Here is a 19,059-nt window from a genome sequence, read left to right on the forward strand (position 1 = left end):
AATGCATTTTTTAATGAAAGATTTTTTTGTTTAAAGTGAGTTAATTAGTATTTTATACTAAAAATGCTCCAAAAAAACATCTTAGTTTGGAGCATTTTACGTTTTCAAACGTTTAAAATATTATAATATATAACTAATTACATTTTTGGCATTCCTGGGAATCCTCCTGCTGGCATATTTTTAGACATTGTTTCCATCATCTTTTTACCATTCGCAGAATTCATAAATTTCATCATTTTTCCCATTTCAGAGAATTGTTTCAACAATTGATTCACTTCTTGTAAGGAAGTCCCCGACCCTGCTGCTATTCTTTTTTTACGAGAGTTATCAATAATCGTTGGATTTTGACGTTCTTTTTTCGTCATTGAATGAATAATCGCTTCAACACCTTTGAATGCGTTATCATCAATCTCTACATCCTTCAATGCTTTTCCAGCACCAGGAATCATTCCAACCAAATCTTTCATATTACCCATACGTTTGATTTGTTGAATTTGTTTCAAGAAATCGTCGAAATCAAAACTGTTTTTAGCAATTTTCTTTTGCAAACGTTTAGCTTCCTCTTCATCGAATTGCTCTTGAGCTCGTTCTACTAACGAAACAACGTCTCCCATTCCAAGAATACGATCCGCCATACGTTCTGGATAGAAAACGTCTAACGCTTCCATCTTTTCACCTGTAGAAATAAATTTAATTGGTTTATCGACAACTGTTCTAATCGTTAAAGCAGCTCCACCACGTGTGTCACCATCTAACTTTGTTAAAACAACACCGTTATAATCCAATACATCATTGAAAGCTTTTGCTGTATTTACAGCATCTTGCCCTGTCATAGAATCTACAACAAATAAAGTCTCTGTAGGATTTACTGTTTGATGTACACGACGAATTTCATCCATCATTTGTTCATCAATTGCTAAACGACCTGCTGTATCGACAATAATTACATTGTTTCCGTTTTGTTTTGCTTGTGCAATTGCGGCCTGTGCAATTTCTACAGGATTTTTATTTTCTAAATCAGCATAGACATCAACACCAATTTGCTCTCCTAAAACTTGAAGTTGATTAATTGCAGCAGGACGATAAACGTCACCAGCAACTAATAATACTTTTTTGTTTTTCTTTGTTTTAAGGAAGTTTGCCAATTTACCAGAAAAAGTTGTTTTACCAGAACCTTGCAAACCTGCAATCAAAATAATCGTAGGGTTATCATCTATATTTAATTCTGTTACCTCTCCTCCCATTAATTTAGCTAATTCGTCATGAACGATTTTAACCATTAATTGTCCTGGATTTAACGAAGTAATTACATTTTCTCCTAATGCTTTTTCTTTTACAACATTCGTAAAATCTTTCGCAACTTTGTAGCTAACGTCAGCATCAACAAGCGCTCTACGCACCTCTTTCACAGTTTCAGCAACGTTAATTTCTGTAATTTGTCCTTTTCCTTTTAAGGTATGTAATGCTTTATCTAATTTATCCTGAAGATTTTGAAACATTTTGAGTCAATTTTAGAACGCAAATATAAAAAAATTATATCGAATAATATAAAATAACACAATACACCATACTTCAATAATATTTTAGTTAAATTGCGCCTTCAAAATTTGGTAGAATGAGAAAAGGTTTAGTCTTATTTTTATTCTTTGTTGCTGAGGTGGTTTTCAGTCAAACAAAGGGTAATCAAACTTATTTTTTTTCCATAGCTTATGGACAAGATAATGAGGTTTATGTAACAGATATTTATGAAGCAGACATTAATAGCAAAAGATGTTTTTGGAAAATTAGCGGATAGATATACAAAGTTTCAGAATCATTTATTAGAAAATGGAGAAATTAATTCGTTAAATGATATACAGACAGGTTATGAAAAAAATTATCAGAAAAAGAACAAGCAATAGTTGAACAAAAGTATTTGCTTTCTACTTTAGAAAAACAGCAGTTTGTAACTAAAGTGATCAATTATAAACTTTATAAAAACAGCACTTCTTTACGAAGTGTTTTTTTTGTTAATACAAGTTTATATCCTCAAAAATTCAATACTTTTACCCTTTAAATAATAAAATAAAGAAGTCGATATGAACCAAAATACTGAAAGTCCATTCAAAACTTACTTTGATCAAACCCTTGAAAGATGTGGTTTTGATGATGATTTAAAAGCTGGTATGTTATTCTTTTTAGGAGAAAGTATAATTGCTGCAAATACCAATCAATTGATGAATATGTTTGTAGAAGAAGAAAAAATTCAACAAGAATTCCGTCGATTGTTTACATTGTATGCTTCGTCAAGTGCTGAAATCAATCCATTTGAAGCATTAGACATAGAACCGATCAAACAAATTATTTATACATACAACGAAATTTACGTTAACAAAATTAGAAATAAATCATTTGATTTTGAATCAATTATAAACGATAATTTAAAGTCGACATTTAAGTTAGATTTCATTGAAAAATTTGAAGGTAAAACATATAAGTTAATTACGAATCACAATTTAAACACTTCTTTCTTCAAACAAATTGGTGCATATTTAAATCAATTTGAATTAAGTCATGAAGATATTTATTTGGCAGGAATTACATATTATCAAACTCATCAAAAAATAGATTTTGAAGGAATAAATCTTCTTAATCTTAACATTATAGATAGTTTTTCGCCTTTGTATACGACATTATTTCATTATCCTTTGTTGTACACTTATTATCCTGCAAATCTGAATGCAAATCATTTGTTTAGTTCTATTTTACAATTCCTTTATTTGCACACCAATACAGATATTGCAAAACATATTCATGCTTTTCACAATCATATTTTTTATGAAAATAATCCGAGAAGAATTCGTAAAGGATGGGAATTTGAAGAAGTGGAACGTGGCGTTTTGATTTCGCAAACTTTACACAATGCATTGAATATTCGTAAATCTCCTATTTTTACAACTCGACCAGACTTTTTGGCTTCTGATAATTATTTGATGAAAGAGTTGAAAGATCAAAATATACCATTAGATAATTTTAAAGCATTGATTTCAAAAACTATTGAAGAATATTACGAAACAAATTTAGACGAAGTAGTTAAAGGAAAATTAAATCATGCTGAGTTTTTACAACTTTTAGCGATTATTTTTTACGAAACTGCTGCAAACGCAATGATTATTAAATCATGGAAAAACTAACAGTCAAGCAAGAAAATAGAATCAAATTAGAAGAACATTTTGGCGAACTTTTGCCTCGATTACCTTTCGAAAACGTTTCATTTTACGAATCGAGTAATTCTTGGGAAGGGCAAATTGAATATAATTTGAATTTAAAAACAGGAGAATTAACCTATCATACAATCGAAAATGTAAAACATCAATTGGAAATTTCTGCTGAAATGATGCAACGTATCGAAAGTGAAATTATCTTGATGTTAGAAAATTTATAAACTAATTTTTAAACTCTTTTTCTCGATACAAAATTCTTACAGAATTTCATTCGAATAGAGTGTTAAAACAAATAGAATAAAAAAGCAAATTTATAAGTCAATTAAAATCTCACAAATGTGAGATTTTTTTATCTATTCATCCAATCCATCCAGCTATTTATCTGTGTTTTACTGATAAAAACAGCTTGTTCTGTTTCTGGTTTTGGTTGAAGATAAATTTCTATTTTTTGACTTGAATGTTTGATAATTTCTGTAATTGCATCAATGTGAACAATAAACTTACGATTGATTTTAAAGAACATTGTTTCATCTAATTTATTTATAATATCCTTTATGGTGTCATCGTAAATATAAGTTTGCTCGTCTTTTGTTTTCATAAAAAGATGTTTTCCTGAAGCAAAAAAATAAGCGATTTCGTGTTCCTCTACCGAACGTAATTTGTTTCCGTTTGTGACCAAAAAACGATGCATAATTTCAGAGGGAGAATTTTCTAAAACTGTTATCGATTTTAAAGTTGGTGCAATATCAAAACTTGTCCTGATTGAATTAAATTTTTGCAAAGCGATATGTAACTCCTCTACTTCAAACGGTTTCAGAATATAATCAATCGTAAAATGCTTGAAAACTTTCATTGCATATTCATCATAAGCTGTGATAAAAATAATTGGTGTAAGCAATTCTACTTCCTGAAAAATCTCAAAACTTTTTCCATCACCCAAATGAATATCCATAAAAATCAGATCAACCGAGTGCTCCTTAAAAAATGTTATTGCTTGTTTTCTAGAACGTAATATTATTATCGACGAAACATCAACAATGGTTTGGTCCTCTAACAAATTTTTCAAATAAGTTACAGCTAATAATTCGTCTTCTACAATTGCAATTCTCATGAATGCAAAAGTATAAAAAAACCGTCTAAATTAGAATAAAGACGGTTTTAAAAATGTTATAAATGAGGATTATTGAGCTTAGCTGCCTGTGGAATTTCTATTGTATAACGAACATCATTTTGCTGTAGAATATATTCTTTATCCGAAATATGATGTATAATTTGTTTTTGATCTGCACGACGTAAATCGTACCAACGTTGACCTTCTAAGGCAAATTCTCTGAATCGTTCATCTAAAATAAACTTCATCAATTCTGTAGAATTCATTGTCGAAATCTCGGTTTGTAATTTTGCAAAACCAGTTGAGGTATAACGATTTTGTAAAACTGAAAACAATGTTGCTTTTGCTTGATCTAAATTATTTAATTTCAAAAATGATTCAGCTTTGATAAAATATAATTCAGCTACACGAAAAGATGTTTTAAATTCTAAATTTCCTCCTTTGATAATTTTATATTTTGAACCATTTTTCTCAAAATATAGCGAGAAGCGTAAATCATTTTCTGTATCATAACTACTTAATAATTCTGGCGATGCATACGACATATACTGAACAGCATTGTGTAAAGTATTATCTAAAGCCAAAATAGATTCGACAGATGTATAATGATTAGGAACTTGTTTTGTTGTGTTCAAATCAACTAACTCACCTTTCATTTTTAGTGTTGCATCAGAAAAATCAATTGCTTTTTGCCATTCATTTTTATACAAAGCGATTCTTGCTTCTAAAGCATTTAAAGCTGCATTCGAAAATCTATAATTTAATCCTGCTAATTGCGAATCCATTTTCATCAACTTAGTTGCTTGGGCTAAATCAGACTGAATGTGATTGTAAACTTCTTGAACAGATGACGGCTTAAGCGTTGCTTCTAAATCAACTTTCAAATTTAAAGGAACGCCTTTATCTGTAGATGCTGTAGCTGCATTATAAGGTTTACCGTATAAATTAACCAAATCAAAATAAGCGTAAGCACGTAACGCATAAGCTTCTGCTAGTAATTGATCTTTTTCAGCTGAATCTTCCATTGTTTTTGGTCCTTCATTAATGATTTGATTGGCATAAAAAATCACTGTATAAAAGCTAACCCAAGGGAACTGGATTGAAATTTGATCTGGATTTGTATCCTTCCATTGCGCAATCTCACGATACGAAATAAAGTCATTTGAATATTCGTTCAATGTAACCTCATCCGTACGCAAAGCTGTCAACGATTTATGCGTAGGATATTTTGAGTAGGCATTCGTTAACACCATACGATAATCTTCTACCGTTTTTGGAATTACTTTCCCATCTGGTTCGATATCCAAATAGTTATCGCAACTAACTGCTGTAAAGCTAACTGCAACTATGCTTAATAATAAAAATATTTTTTTCATTTGATTTTAAAATTTAGAACGAAACATTAACACCTACAGTTACAGATTTTGCAATTGGTTGTGCATAAATATTTCCGTAAGTTTCTGGATCGAAATAACCTTTGTAACCATTACTAAATACAAATAAATTACGACCTTCTAAGCTAAAACGAGCATTTTTGAAACCTACAACTTCAGCGTATTTCTTTGGTAAAGTATAACCAACACGTATACTACTAATTCTTAAATAACTAATTTCTTTTGCCCAAATGTCTAATAAATTATAGGCGTTTGCATTGTTTCCTGCAAACCATTTGTTCGCCATCCAAGCATCATTATCGCCCATAATAGGACTTGTAATTCCTGGAAGTGTAGAACCTGCCTCGAAAATATCTTGCGTATAATTACGACCTGGATCCAATTCCATTCCACGATAAGAAGGTGATCTCATCACCGTTTGTTTTAAATTGAAAGCGGCTGAAACTGTCAAATCAAAATTGTGAATTTTGAAATTATTGATAATCCCTCCAGTAAATTTAGGATCGCGATCTCCGATGTATGTAAACAAATTACGTTTTTCTTCGCTTGTTAATTTTGAATCAACAATTTCTCCTGGTAAAAAGTCTGCATATAAATCGTATAAAGCAAAGAAATCTTTTGCTGAAACTTTTTCATCACCTTTCCAGAACATTGGATTTCCATATTCGTCAAATCCAGCTGTTTTTAAAGCAAAAATTGCATTTACAGGTAAACCTTCACGCGATGGAAGTAAACTATTTTCGCGTTGTTGTTCCTTCAGAACTTTACTTTTATTATGGGCAAAATTAATCGTTGTCGACCATTTGAAGTTTTGTTTATCAATATTACGTGTTGTTAAAGCAATTTCAAAACCTTTGTTTGTTAACTCTCCCCAATTCACCATTGTGTACTCAAAACCTGTTTCTAAAGGCGTTTCGCGCATACTAATCATATCTGTTCCTTTACGGTTGTAAACATCAACAGCAAGGTTGATACGATTTTTGAAAAGACCTAAATCTAACCCAACATTTGTATTGGTTGTTTTTTCCCAACGTAACAAATCATTTGGTAAATTAATCGCATTGATAATATCTTCTTTTTCACCTGGTAAAATTGTTGCATCGTTATAATCACCAATAAAAAACGGCGACGTATTACGATCGATATTCCCTTGTAAACCGTAAGAAGCACGTAAACGTAGATTCGAAATAAAATCTATATTCTCCATAAACGATTCTTTTGAAATTAACCAAGAAGCAGAAACTGCCCAAATTGGTAAATATTTGTATTTTTTGTTCACACCAAATAAATTCGTACCATCATAACGAACACTTCCAAAAAGTGTATATTTTCGGTCTAAAGTGTACGAAGCGGTTGCAAATGCTGAAACATATGCATTTTCTTCAGTCGGCATTTCTCTGTACGTTTCGTAACGTTTTTCAGCCGCAAAACTTGAATTTGGGAAAACAATTGGCGTTCCACTTTTCGTCGTTTTGTTGTACCCAAAAGCACGTGTTAAAGTCGTGTCATTTTGAGTGTGACGAATTTCAGTACCAGCCATCAAGTCTATTTCATGACGATTGTTAATTGTGGTATTATATGTACCTTGAAGTTTCCAGTTATATTGAAAAAATTCGTTATCCCAATTTTGTTTAACTCCTCCATCAGGTAAAAAATATAAATACTCACCAGATTTATAATAACGCGTTCCTTCTTTCATTTTACGTGTAAAATAAGTTTCTTGTTCGGCGTATTTTTCTGTTTTGTTACTATCGTACTGAATTCCGAATTGAGATGTTAATTTTAAACCTTTTGCTAATTGATAATTAAGATCTATAATCCCTTTAATCGAACGATTTCTTAACGTATAATTTGTATTCTCCCTCTCTTCGATAAAGTTAAATGGTACCGAACGATCTTCAAATCCATCAATATCGTTGTCATAACGATACGAACCATCTGCATTAAATGGAGATAAATATGGATTCGCATTACGCGAATAATTAATCGGATTTATCGATGCATCTGCATCAGTTACAAAAGATTCTTTATCACTTGATGTCGCAAAAATAGATATCCCTACATCTAGTTTATCGTTTAGTTTATAATTATTTTTTAAGGTAAGATTGTAACGCTCAAAACCTGTTCCGATCGTTGTTCCTTGCTCATCGTAATAACCTAATGAAAAGTAATAATCAGAACGATCATTTCCTCCAGAAATGCTTAAACCATATTGTGTATTAATTGCATTGCGATACAATAATTTCCCCCAATCTGTTGTGTTATTTCGTAAAGAATTAATCTGATTTTGAGTCGTAAGATCTAAAGAACTAAAACCACCATTGCGTAAAGCACCAAGTTGACCATTCTTTTGTAAAATACGCATCACTTCACCTTTGTCTGTTCGATACGTTAAATCGTCTCGACCAGCAAGCATTAATTCTAGATCAACTTTTTGAGATGCATTTAATAAATTTAAACGATCAAAATCTGGACGAGCAGTTACAAATGTATTCGCAGAGAAATTAACCGTCATAGCACCTTTTTTCCCGCGTTTTGTAGTAATCGAAATAACTCCATTTGCAGCTCTTGCACCGTAAATAGCTGTTGCAGCAGCATCTTTAAGAATGGTAATATCTTCGATATCGTTTGGATTTAATCCAGCGATAGAAAAGTTTTGTAATTGATCAATATTATCTTTATCACTAAAATTTGGCACATCATTTCCTTCTAATGGCAAACCATCAATCACCCATAACGGATCTTGAGGACCTGAAAGAGAAGCTGTTCCACGAATTCTAATTTTACTTGGAGATCCAGGTGAACCAGTTTCTGTAGCTACTGCTACACCAGCTATTTGTCCACTTAATAATTGATCAACACTTGCTACACCAGCTTGTTGTATATCATCCATTTTTACAGTTGATATAGCTGATGTTAACTTACGTTTTTCGATTTTTTGGTACCCTGTTACGACAACTTCTTTCAGGTCATTATTCTCAGAAATAAATTCACCAGAAGTTAATTTTAAACTAACATGATACGTCGTTAAATCTGTTGAAAGTTCAATTAATTTAGAATCATAACCTAAATAACTAATTAAAACAGATTTAGTATTTGCAGGAACTTCTAATGAAAAGAAACCTTCTTCATCTGTAACAGTCCCAACTGTTACACTTTCTATAATTCCTTTTTGATCTGTTTTAGTTGAAATTGATTGCGCTTCAATTTTAACAGACGCACCAGCGATTCCAACCAACGATTTTTCGTCTTGAACCGAACCTGTAATCACTCTCTTTTCTTGAGAAAATGCAATACTTGCCGCAAAAAGTGGCAAAAGAATGAGTGTCTTTTTCATGTCTATATCTTACTTTAAAGCCTCTTTAATACGGATGATTAAATCAGCATAATGCGCTTTTGTAGACGCATCTCCATTATTCTTTTTCTTGTTTAACAAAGCTAACACGCGTTGTAATTCTGCTCTTTTATAAGTCGTCACTTCCGACACTCTTTTCATAGAAGAATAGTTGATATTACGTGCCATTTTTTCTTCGTCTAAATAATTACAGATAGTTGGTACTTGTAGGTTTTGGTCAATTGTAAGTCCTACTACAGTTGTTTTCTCAAATAATTTGTTTGTTGAAACAATCAATGCATCAACATAATTTTTTTGAGTCATTCTTTCAAGAATCGTTAAGCTTGATTTTTTATCAAAAGCTGCACTTCTTACTTGATCAAATAAGTTTTCAACGGTATATATTTTTTCGTTTGATTTTAGTTCTTGGTGATTCAATTCATTTTCTAACATACGCAATAAACGATCATCTGTAAATAAATTATAAATCAATCCATATTGCATTTCTCTTGCTAATGTATACGGCGTTTGCTCGTAAGGTCCCATTGGCGAATTTTTGATGGCATATGTTTTCTCTAAAATATCATTGAAGAATAACCACTTTGGTAAGTTAATCACGTTTTCGTTTAGATAATTCACCGCTTTACGTTGCATAGCTGCTGAAACAGGCTCGTATGCTTTTTTATCAATTCCGAAATAAGTATTGTTCAGATAAATTCCACCAACATTTGCTAAAACATGATTTGAATATAAATCCCATTGTCCGATAGTTTGGTAATATAATTTTCCTGTATTGATATAACTTTTTCCATCTTCATACGTCCATTTCAAAATATTTTCTGAAACACGTTTTAGATTTTTCATACCATATTCACTTGCCAAAACAGCATCATTACCTAAATCTTCTGACTGAGAACGTGGATCTATAGTACTTAAATAGCTTTGTTGTTCACCATAAAAATACATGGGATCGTCTTCATGTTTTTCAATCATTTTACGAAGAGCTACTTTTTCAGTTTCTTGATTTGGGAACCAACGATATCCCCATTCGATTGCGTATTTATCATACAATCCAATTTTTGGTGTAATCGCAGTAACGCCGTCTTCTGGTTGTGCTACATAATTATAACGCGCATAATCCATAATAGATGGTGCAGTTCCACCCATTTTATCTGTAAACTCTTTCGATCGTAAAGACTCTACTGGATAAGAAAATGAAGAACCCATATTATGTTTCAGACCAAATGTATGCCCTACTTCATGAGAAGACACAAAACGAATTGCTTCTCCCATGTGTTCGTCACTAAATTTATTTCCTCTTGCTTTTGGATCAATTGGACCAGTTTGAATACGCATCCAATCATGCAAAGAAGTCATTACATTGTGCCACCAAATAATATCAGCCTCTAAAATTTCTCCACTACGCGGATCAACCACTGAAGGTCCCATTGCATTTGATTTTGGTGAAGCTGCATACGTAATTACTGAATAACGAACATCATCAATATCAAAATCTTTGTCATCTGCAGTAGGTTCTTTTGCAATAATTGCATTTTTGAAACCTGCTTGCTCAAAAGCAACTTGCCAATCGTGTACACCTGCAATAATTTTTTGGCGCCATTGTTTTGGTGTTGATGGATCGATGTAATAAATGATGGGTTTCTTAGGTTCAACTAATTCGCCTTTCAAGTACTTTTCTCTGTCCTCATCTTTTGGTTCCAAACGCCATTTTGTAATAAAGCGTTGATCTTCCATTTTGTGTTGAGCATCATTAAAAAACCAGTGTTTTTCTGTGAAATAGCCTACACGATTATCAGCTAACCTGGGTTGCATGGGAGTTGTTGAAAGCAAAACAATATTACTCGTCACACCTAAGGTAACGGCTAAATCTACCCCTCCTTCATTTACGCTTGTTGTTAACTGAGACTTAACTACAATGTTTTCTGGAAACGTTTTTACATTTTCTACATATGATAGATTTGCTTTAACCGAACCTCCTAAACCTACGTTTGATAATACGTCGTTAAAACTTTTTTGATTTCCATCAAAAATTTTGTTCACTTTAATCGCTACTGCTGTCGAGTCGTTATTTTGAGCTTCAATATCAAAAACCTCTATAATAGATTCTGAAAAATTATCTTTTACAGAAGCTGTAATGGCATCATTTTTAGGAGAAGAAACTTGTGGAACTAACGTTTTTACCCAGACTTTTTTTGCTACTTTATCATGATAAAAAGAAATTACCTTATTTTCATAATTCATTCCTTTGTTCAAGCCCGCTTCGTTTACTTCCATCGGAACTTGAGACAATTTATTGACGACTAAAAATTGACGACCAAATAAACTATCTGGAATTTCAAAATAGATGTCAGTCTTAACTTGAATCGTATTGAATAATCCTTTCTTATAGGTTCCTTTCTTTATTAATTCATCGATTTTTTTAACTTTCGTTATAGTCGAATCCTTTTTCTCTATTTTTTCTTTATCCGTTTTTGTATACTCTTTTTTTTGTCCGTAAACAACAGCTGAAGACATTGCCAAACTTAGATATAGCGCTAATTTATAATTCTTTCTTTCCTTATTCTGACTCATTCAAACGTTAAATTATCATTAATTATGGCATAAACTTAATCGCAGTTTTTTGATCATAATAGTTTTTTGGAGTGAGTGGTTGTTTTTTTGGAGTGAGTGGTTATTTTGGTGTGATATAAGGTAAAAAACAAATAAATTCATTGTTTTCTACTTTAGTCGAAAAATTATCAACTTGATAAAAATGATAGATTTTTTGTAAATAATTTAATCCAAACTTTTCATTCTCTAAAACTTTTGATTTTTTCTGAAAAGTATTTTTAACAAGTATTAAATCTGATTTCACTAAAATAGTTATGGTCAAAGGCTGATCTATTGTCGCAATATTGTGTTTTATTGCATTCTCTACAGCAATTTGTAAGGCCAAATACGGAATATTTTTCTCTAAACTTTTTGCATCTTCAAGTTGCAAATCGAAAATCAATTCTTCCGAAAATCTACTTTTATGTAAATCCATATACTGCGCAATAAAATCTAATTCTTTCTTTACTGCTACAATATTTTCCTTTGGCGGAACGATTAAATAACGGTAGATTTTAGAAAGATTCATCGTGAATTTCTTTGCATTCTCTTTGTTAATTCCGATTAACATATAAAGTGAGTTCAGTGAATTAAAGAGAAAATGAGGGTTGATCTGATTCTTTAATTGTTGTAATTGCGTAAAGGTATTGATATTTTTAATCTTTTCGTTTTCGATTAACAACCTATTTTTTTCTTCAATAACAGCCGCTTTTTCACGATAAGCCTTTGACGTTATTTTATTGAACAACAGAAAGATAATTACAATTAAAAAAACAGTTCCTAAAAATATAAAACTGATATAAAATTTAGTTTTCTCGACTTTCTCATCAATTATGTATTTAAGATGATTCACAACAATATATCCATCAAAATTCTTGGTGTGCAAAGGTTTTATAAATCGCTTAATTGTAGTATTCTTTATAAACTCAGATGTTGCATCATTAAGAGTATATTTATCTTGTGGAAAATCAGTATCTAATGTACTTGTTATTGTATCTATTGGAAGAATATCTGTAAATTCAAAAATATTTTTCCCAATAAAAGCTTCATTTGGATGCGTCAAACAAATTCCATCTTTGTTAAAAACATACATATAATTAGAAGAAGTAACATCGACATTGGTAAAGAAGTTATATAAATCATACAAATTAATTGTAGTTCCATAATACATATTTGCACCATTTTGCAATTGAAGTGAATCATAATTTACCCAATACAAAGTATCTTTATAATCAATCAAAAAATTATCTATAAATTGATTTTTAGAATGATCGATTAATTCATATGTATCAAGATCTGGTTGATTAAGAATTTTCGAAAGATGTTGATAATTTATTAATTTTTCGTCTTTTGCTGCAGTATTTACAAACCAATCGTAACGAATTAATTTTCGATTCGAGTTTAATTCATTCAGAACAGAAAAATGATCTGCAACATTTGAATCATTTGTTTTTTGAACCACCCTTTTTAATACCTCTTGGTATTCTTCGATATTCTTAAACTCGAATTCAATCGCTTCATATTTCCGATGAAATCCTTTAATTACAAAATCGTCATTACTTTTTTGACTTTCATTGTTGATTAAAAAACTTAATATAACTAGCGCTATTACGGCTATAACACTTACAATTAATGCTATAACATAAATTGATTTATTGGATAATTGAACTTGGGAAGGGTAAGACAAACCTATTTTTTTTGTAAAATTAAGCGAAGTTAGTTTATCAAAAAAATAAGAGAATAAATATCATAAAAATATAATTATCAACTAATTGACAACATAATATATAGTAAATTTTCTCCCTTGCGGGAGAAAATTTAAGGTTTTCGACCTGTTATCAATCGATACAAGATTGCAATAACGGCTAATACCAATAGAATATGGATAAAACTTCCTACTGCTTCTCCAAATCCGAAATAACCAATTGCCCAAAGAATAAGTAGGATGATAGCAATTGTATAAACAAGATTTCCCATAATTTGTGATTTTTAGATGGTTTTTATCTTTTAACTATCTAAAAACGTTCCAAAAACCATTTACAAACCTTTACTAACTTCTTTTTTTGTAAACAAATGTGAAATTACTTCTAATTTATCCTTGTCGAATAGGCATAAATTATCAATATAAAATGGGGTAAAGTGAAAACTCTGTTGATCTATAATTCCAAACTCTCTTTTATTGGGTTCGTATGCAACAAAACCCGAACGTAAAAAAGGTTTACAAGAAACTTTATACAACACAATATCATTTGTAAATAATCGTCGATTCCGTTTATCCAACACATCTATTCCGATATCAATTGTATCAAAGGGTAAAGATGTTTCATGCCAAGTAAATTCATTGTATCCCTTAAAATAGGTTACTCCATTCATTTCTTTCGCATAACCTTCTATTTTGTTTTTATTTCGTAATCGATAATATCCGATCGTTTTCATTTGGCAAATTTGCAATAAAATATTTTAAAATAGAAACGAACAATATTAAAATAGATGATTACATTTATCATCCGAAAACAACTAACACAATGTATAAGGTTTATCCGCAAAAAAGATATAACGAGACATTAGCTTTACTGAAACAGTTTGCTGCACCTACTGACAAAATCTTAGATTTAGGAATTAAAAATCCTTTTTCTGAAGTAATGCTTGAAAATGGTTTTGATGTAAAAAATACAAATGGTGATGATTTAGATTATTATTATAAAGATTTGCAAAATTATGATGCTAACTTTGTCACAGCTTTAGAAATTTTAGAGCATTTAGTTAATCCGATGGAAGTTTTAAGAAACTTACCTGGTGATAAACTATTAGCATCTATCCCAATGCGTTTATGGTTTTCATCTGCTTATCGTAGTCAAAATGACCCAAGAGATGTACATTACCATGAATTTGAAGATTGGCAATTTGATATATTAATGGAAAAAGCTGGATGGACAGTTATTCATCGTCACAAATGGACACATCCATCAAATAAACTGGGAATTAGACCCTTATTAAGAAGAATTACACCAAGATATTATGCTATTTACGCAGAACGAAAAAAAGACTTTACTTTCTAACTACTCAATTGTTATACCTGCACATAACGAAGAAGATTTTATTGCAATAACATTACAATCTATCGTTAATCAAACAATTTTACCGTATGAAGTAATTGTTGTGAATGATCATTCAACCGATAAAACACAACAAATTGTAGAAGAATTTACAGCCAAGTATCCTTTTATAAAGTTAAGAAATATTCTTTCGAAAGGAGAACATCAACCAGGCAGTAAAGTCATTCAAGCATTTCTAAAAGGTTATGAACAAATTGATCCGAATTACGATATTATTGTTAAATTGGATGCAGATTTAGATATTCCAAATCATTATTTCGAAACAATTTTACACCATTTCAATCAAGATGAAGAAGTTGCTATGGCAGGTGGTTTTGCGTACATCGAAATAAATGGAGAATGGGTTTTAGAAAATCTAACCGATAAGGACCATATTCGCGGTGCATTTAAAGCTTATCGAAAAAAATGTTATGAAAAAATTGGAGGTTTACGTGCCCATATGGGTTGGGACACTGTAGATGAGTTATTGTGTAAATATTATGGTTGGAAAGTTGTGACAGACGAATCATTACATATAAAACATCTAAAACATACTGGTGCAAGTTATAATAAATCAGCACTTTACAAACAAGGAGCAGCTTATTATGCTTTAGGTTATGGTTTTTGGATTACCACAATTGCTGGCACAAAATTGGCGTTGCGTAAAAAGAAACCATCGTATATTCTCTATTATATGAAAGGTTTTTTTGAAGCAAAATCTAATGGAACAAAAAAAATGGTCAATCGTGAACAAGAAAAATTTATTCGAAATTATCGTTGGTCTAAAATGAAACAAAAAATAAAAGGTTAAAACTAAAATGCGCTATTGGTTTACATATCTTCTTATCACTTTGCCTTTGATCAATTTTGCACAAAGCAAACTGATTACTGGTTCGGTCGTGGTTGATGAAGGTAACGAATATATCTCTCCTATTTCTGGAGCTCGTGTCGAAAATATAACATCTGAAAGTAAAACTTATACAAGTTCTTCAGGTTATTATTCAATACAAGCAAATGTGGGTGATACGATTTTGTTTGAAGCTGATTTTTTAGTTCCAAGAAAAATCGTTGTGAATCAAAATATCTACGACAAAGGATTTTTACAAGCTCATTTGGATATTGAAATTATCGAATTATCAGGTGCAACTATCGGTAAAGGACCTTTGCAACCTAAATATCACAAAGACAATAAAACAGATATGTATGATAAAATGGGGCTTGATCAACGATTAAGAGATTTAGAACCTAAAAGAGATATTGCAAAATTCAAACCGATGGATGTTTTAAATCCTGTTCGATTAATTGGTCATATGAATGGTTTTTACCGCGAACAACGTCGTGTTCGTAATTACGAAACAAAACTATCTCTTATTCAAGAGGTTAAAAACTATTACCCAACTGAATTTTACACCAATCAATTGAATATACCTTCTTACAAAATTGAAGAATTTTTATATTATGTTAACGCACGTTATCCACTTCAAGACAAAGTTTTGAGCAGACAATTCGGAACAGTTATGATTGATTTAGAATCTTATGCAAAAGAATATTTGACTGAATTAAATCAATCTAAAAACTAATTATTCACAATACCATATTAAAGTTTCGCCAATAAATGTTAACACGTTAATCGCTATATTTTTTTAGACTTATATTCGTGCAAATAATTAAACGTAATAATACTAAACAATTGAAATCACTATTTACCATTCTAATTTTATTGTTTTCACAGTTCATTTTTGCACAAGAAAAGTGGATACAAGGAAATATTATTATCGATGATTCTGATGATACTGCCGAAGGAATTTATGTGACAAATCTGCGTACAAACCATACTACGATTTCGAATTTCACAGGCACTTTCCTTATTCAAGCACAAGTAAATGACACCTTGAAAATACAATCTGATTGGTATGAAAATCGATTGATTATTTTAAAACCTAATCTATTTAGTAAACCCACTATTGTTGTGCATTTGGCGGTGCAAACCATTCAATTAAACACTGCTTTTATCGGTCAAAAACTAACTGGAATTCTTGAAAAAGATGTCAAAAATGGAAAAAAACAAGATGTAGTTACAAACCTTTACAAAAGTCTTGGTGTAAATCCAGACATCAAGCCAATAAAGGATACTTCTGCTTTAAGAGCGGGTCTATTAGATGGTGATATTTCACTAACTCGTTTGGATATTGGTCGTTTGTACGATGTGTTTACAGGAAAAGCTAAACAACGAAAAGCATTGATAGATTACGAAAGTAAATATGATAAAATCACAAAAATAAAAAATTATTTTGGCGAAGATTATTTTATAAATGATTTAAAAATTCCGAAATTTAAAATCAGAGATTTCATAGATAACGCACTGACAAATACTGAATCTAAAATAGAATTGAATGATGTTAATTATTTTAAACTACTTCAATTATTTAATTCATACAGCAAAATTTACCTCGACTTTTTGTACGGAAAAGTCCCTAACAACACAAAAGTTATTCAAAAAGATACCATAGATGATTAAATAAAAGAGCTTGAAAATCAAGCTCTTTTATGATTTATAAATATCATTTCAAAATTTATTGCTTATCATGTACCTTTGCAAGGATTTCAAAAAATAAAATGTCCAACTACTTTCAATATTTTAAGCAACCAATCTCAACTTACGAACTACCCACTAAGTTTGATTATCCATTTTATTATGAACCTACTGAAATTGCGAAATTAGCATGTCAAGAAGTTCAAGACTATTTAGAAAACCAAACCGATTTTGAACATAATTTTGGTTTAGAAAAAGAAAAAAACCACTCTTCTACTCCAATTGGTAAAATGTTTGGTGTTTTGGTTGTTCGAAATAGTAAAGATGAAATTGGTTATATAGCTGCTGTTTCAGGAAAATTAGCCAATACCAATCAACATAAACTTTTCGTTCCACCAGTTTTTGATATGTTAAACAAAAATGGATTTTTCTTGGAACAAGAAGAACGCTTAAATGAGATAAATCGAATTTTAGAAAAGTTAGAATCAAATGAAAAATTTCTTCAATTGAAAAATGATTTTCATGAATTTGAATTGAATGCAACAGCAAGAATTAATGAAGGAAAACAACTTTTAAAATCAAATAAAAAAGATCGTAAAAAACAACGCGAAAATATTTCTTCAACTTTATCTCAAGATGAAATACAACTTTTTGAAGATGATTTAATCAAACAAAGTTTGCGCGATAAATATGAATTTAGAGTTCTAAACGAACAAATTGAACTTGAACGAAATCAATTTTCAAATCAAATTAAAACATTTGAAGAGGAAATAAACGCATTAAAAGAAGAACGAAAATTAAAATCTAATTCGCTTCAAAATCAATTATTTAACCAATATCAGTTCTTGAATAAGTTTAAGCAAGAAAAAAGTTTATTGGATATCTTTTCTACATCTGTTTTTCAACAACCTCCTGCTGCGGCTGGTGAATGCGCTGCACCGAAATTATTGCAATATGCATTTCAAAATAATTTAGATCCAATTTGTATGGCTGAATTTTGGTGGGGAGATTCGCCTAAATCTGAAGTGAGAAAACATGGTCAATTTTATCCTGCTTGCACGGGTAAATGCGAACCTATTTTGGGACATATGTTAACAGGAATTGATTTGAACGAAAATTTATTATTAAAACAAAATACTACTGTTAAAGAATTAGAAATTTTGTACCAAGACGAAGATATAGCTGTCATTAATAAGCCTGAAGAATTTCTTTCTGTTCCTGGAATAGAAATCAAAGATTCTGTTTATATAAGAATTCAACAACAATTTCCACATGCAACAGGACCGATAATTGTACATCGTTTGGATATGTCTACTTCTGGTATTTTGGTGTTAGCATTAAATAAAGAAAGTCATAAACACTTACAACAACAATTCATAAAACGTAAAGTTACGAAACGATATATTGCACTTTTAGATGGAATTGTTGAGCATCCTTCTGGATATTTAGATTTACCGTTACGTGTAGATCTGGATGATAGACCACGTCAAATGGTGTGCTATGAAAATGGAAAAACTGCACAAACGAAATATGAAGTTATCGAAAGAAAAGCGAACAAAACGTTGATTTATTTTTATCCAATTACAGGACGAACACATCAATTACGCATGCATGCCTCGCACATTTTAGGACTAAACGCTCCAATTATTGGGGATGATTTGTACGGAAAAAAAGCAAATCGATTGCATCTTCATGCCGAGACATTAGAATTTACACATCCTAAAACAAAAGAAGTGATGAAATTCCAAGTGGATCCAAATTTTAATATTTAATTTTGTG

16 protein-coding genes are annotated in these 19,059 nt (G+C 30.8%); 8 read left to right on the forward strand and 8 right to left on the reverse strand.

What is annotated here, in order from left to right; translation table 11 throughout:
- Positions 1–137: 137 nt before the first annotated feature.
- A complete protein-coding gene (gene ffh / locus HX088_RS08200; protein WP_171622081.1) occupies positions 138–1,499 on the reverse strand; it encodes a signal recognition particle protein in 1,362 nt (453 codons plus the stop codon).
- Between the two features lie 246 nt (positions 1,500–1,745).
- Here ffh and HX088_RS08205 point away from each other — a divergent pair, with 246 nt between their 5' ends.
- The 3 genes from HX088_RS08205 (at position 1,746) to HX088_RS08215 (ending at position 3,424) form a co-directional block, all read left to right on the forward strand.
- On the forward strand, positions 1,746–1,901 hold the full coding sequence (locus HX088_RS08205; protein ID WP_260543174.1) for a hypothetical protein: 156 nt from the start codon (positions 1,746–1,748) through the stop codon (positions 1,899–1,901).
- A gap of 177 nt (positions 1,902–2,078) precedes the next feature.
- Positions 2,079–3,173: a hypothetical protein gene (locus tag HX088_RS08210; RefSeq protein ID WP_286483900.1), complete on the forward strand. Its 1,095-nt coding sequence runs from the start codon at positions 2,079–2,081 to the stop codon at positions 3,171–3,173.
- On the forward strand, positions 3,161–3,424 hold the full coding sequence (locus tag HX088_RS08215; RefSeq protein ID WP_260543177.1) for a hypothetical protein: 264 nt from the start codon (positions 3,161–3,163) through the stop codon (positions 3,422–3,424). Before HX088_RS08210 ends, HX088_RS08215 begins: the two co-directional genes overlap by 13 nt.
- 128 nt (positions 3,425–3,552) lie before the next feature.
- Here the strand turns inward: HX088_RS08215 and HX088_RS08220 are convergent, their stop codons facing one another.
- The 7 genes from HX088_RS08220 to HX088_RS08250 form a co-directional block, all read right to left on the reverse strand.
- Positions 3,553–4,314, reverse strand: coding sequence for a LytR/AlgR family response regulator transcription factor (locus HX088_RS08220; protein ID WP_260543178.1), 762 nt, complete (start codon positions 4,312–4,314; stop codon positions 3,553–3,555).
- A 56-nt stretch (positions 4,315–4,370) separates the two neighbouring features.
- Positions 4,371–5,690, reverse strand: coding sequence for a RagB/SusD family nutrient uptake outer membrane protein (locus HX088_RS08225; RefSeq protein WP_260543179.1), 1,320 nt, complete (start codon positions 5,688–5,690; stop codon positions 4,371–4,373).
- Between the two features lie 13 nt (positions 5,691–5,703).
- Positions 5,704–9,045: a SusC/RagA family TonB-linked outer membrane protein gene (locus HX088_RS08230; protein WP_286483901.1), complete on the reverse strand. Its 3,342-nt coding sequence runs from the start codon at positions 9,043–9,045 to the stop codon at positions 5,704–5,706.
- 9 nt (positions 9,046–9,054) lie between these two features.
- Positions 9,055–11,634, reverse strand: a complete 2,580-nt coding sequence (locus HX088_RS08235; protein WP_502875136.1) for a zinc-dependent metalloprotease — start codon at positions 11,632–11,634, stop codon at positions 9,055–9,057.
- A gap of 100 nt (positions 11,635–11,734) precedes the next feature.
- Positions 11,735–13,339: a sensor histidine kinase gene (locus HX088_RS08240; protein ID WP_260543183.1), complete on the reverse strand. Its 1,605-nt coding sequence runs from the start codon at positions 13,337–13,339 to the stop codon at positions 11,735–11,737.
- Between the two features lie 131 nt (positions 13,340–13,470).
- A complete protein-coding gene (locus HX088_RS08245; protein WP_171622077.1) occupies positions 13,471–13,629 on the reverse strand; it encodes a lmo0937 family membrane protein in 159 nt (52 codons plus the stop codon).
- Between the two features lie 60 nt (positions 13,630–13,689).
- Positions 13,690–14,088: a hypothetical protein gene (locus HX088_RS08250; protein WP_284583705.1), complete on the reverse strand. Its 399-nt coding sequence runs from the start codon at positions 14,086–14,088 to the stop codon at positions 13,690–13,692.
- 89 nt (positions 14,089–14,177) lie between these two features.
- Between HX088_RS08250 and HX088_RS08255 the strand changes: the two genes are divergently transcribed.
- The 5 genes from HX088_RS08255 to HX088_RS08275 all read left to right on the forward strand — a co-directional run bounded on the left by HX088_RS08255 (position 14,178) and on the right by HX088_RS08275 (position 19,052).
- Positions 14,178–14,711, forward strand: a complete 534-nt coding sequence (locus HX088_RS08255; protein ID WP_286483904.1) for a class I SAM-dependent methyltransferase — start codon at positions 14,178–14,180, stop codon at positions 14,709–14,711.
- Positions 14,671–15,558: a glycosyltransferase family 2 protein gene (locus HX088_RS08260; protein WP_286483905.1), complete on the forward strand. Its 888-nt coding sequence runs from the start codon at positions 14,671–14,673 to the stop codon at positions 15,556–15,558. Before HX088_RS08255 ends, HX088_RS08260 begins: the two co-directional genes overlap by 41 nt.
- A gap of 7 nt (positions 15,559–15,565) precedes the next feature.
- Positions 15,566–16,327 (forward strand): hypothetical protein, encoded by a 762-nt coding sequence (locus tag HX088_RS08265; protein WP_286483906.1) that lies wholly within the window; start codon positions 15,566–15,568, stop codon positions 16,325–16,327.
- Positions 16,328–16,437: 110 nt separating this feature from the next.
- Positions 16,438–17,265, forward strand: a complete 828-nt coding sequence (locus HX088_RS08270) for a hypothetical protein (RefSeq protein ID WP_225539465.1) — start codon at positions 16,438–16,440, stop codon at positions 17,263–17,265.
- Between the two features lie 98 nt (positions 17,266–17,363).
- Entirely contained in the window at positions 17,364–19,052 is a 1,689-nt protein-coding gene (locus tag HX088_RS08275) for an RluA family pseudouridine synthase (RefSeq protein WP_286483907.1), read from the forward strand.
- The last annotated feature ends 7 nt before the right edge of the window (positions 19,053–19,059 follow it).

Origin of the sequence: Empedobacter sp. 225-1 (genome assembly GCF_030328185.1) — a bacterium.
GTDB lineage: Bacteria > Bacteroidota > Bacteroidia > Flavobacteriales > Weeksellaceae > Empedobacter > Empedobacter stercoris.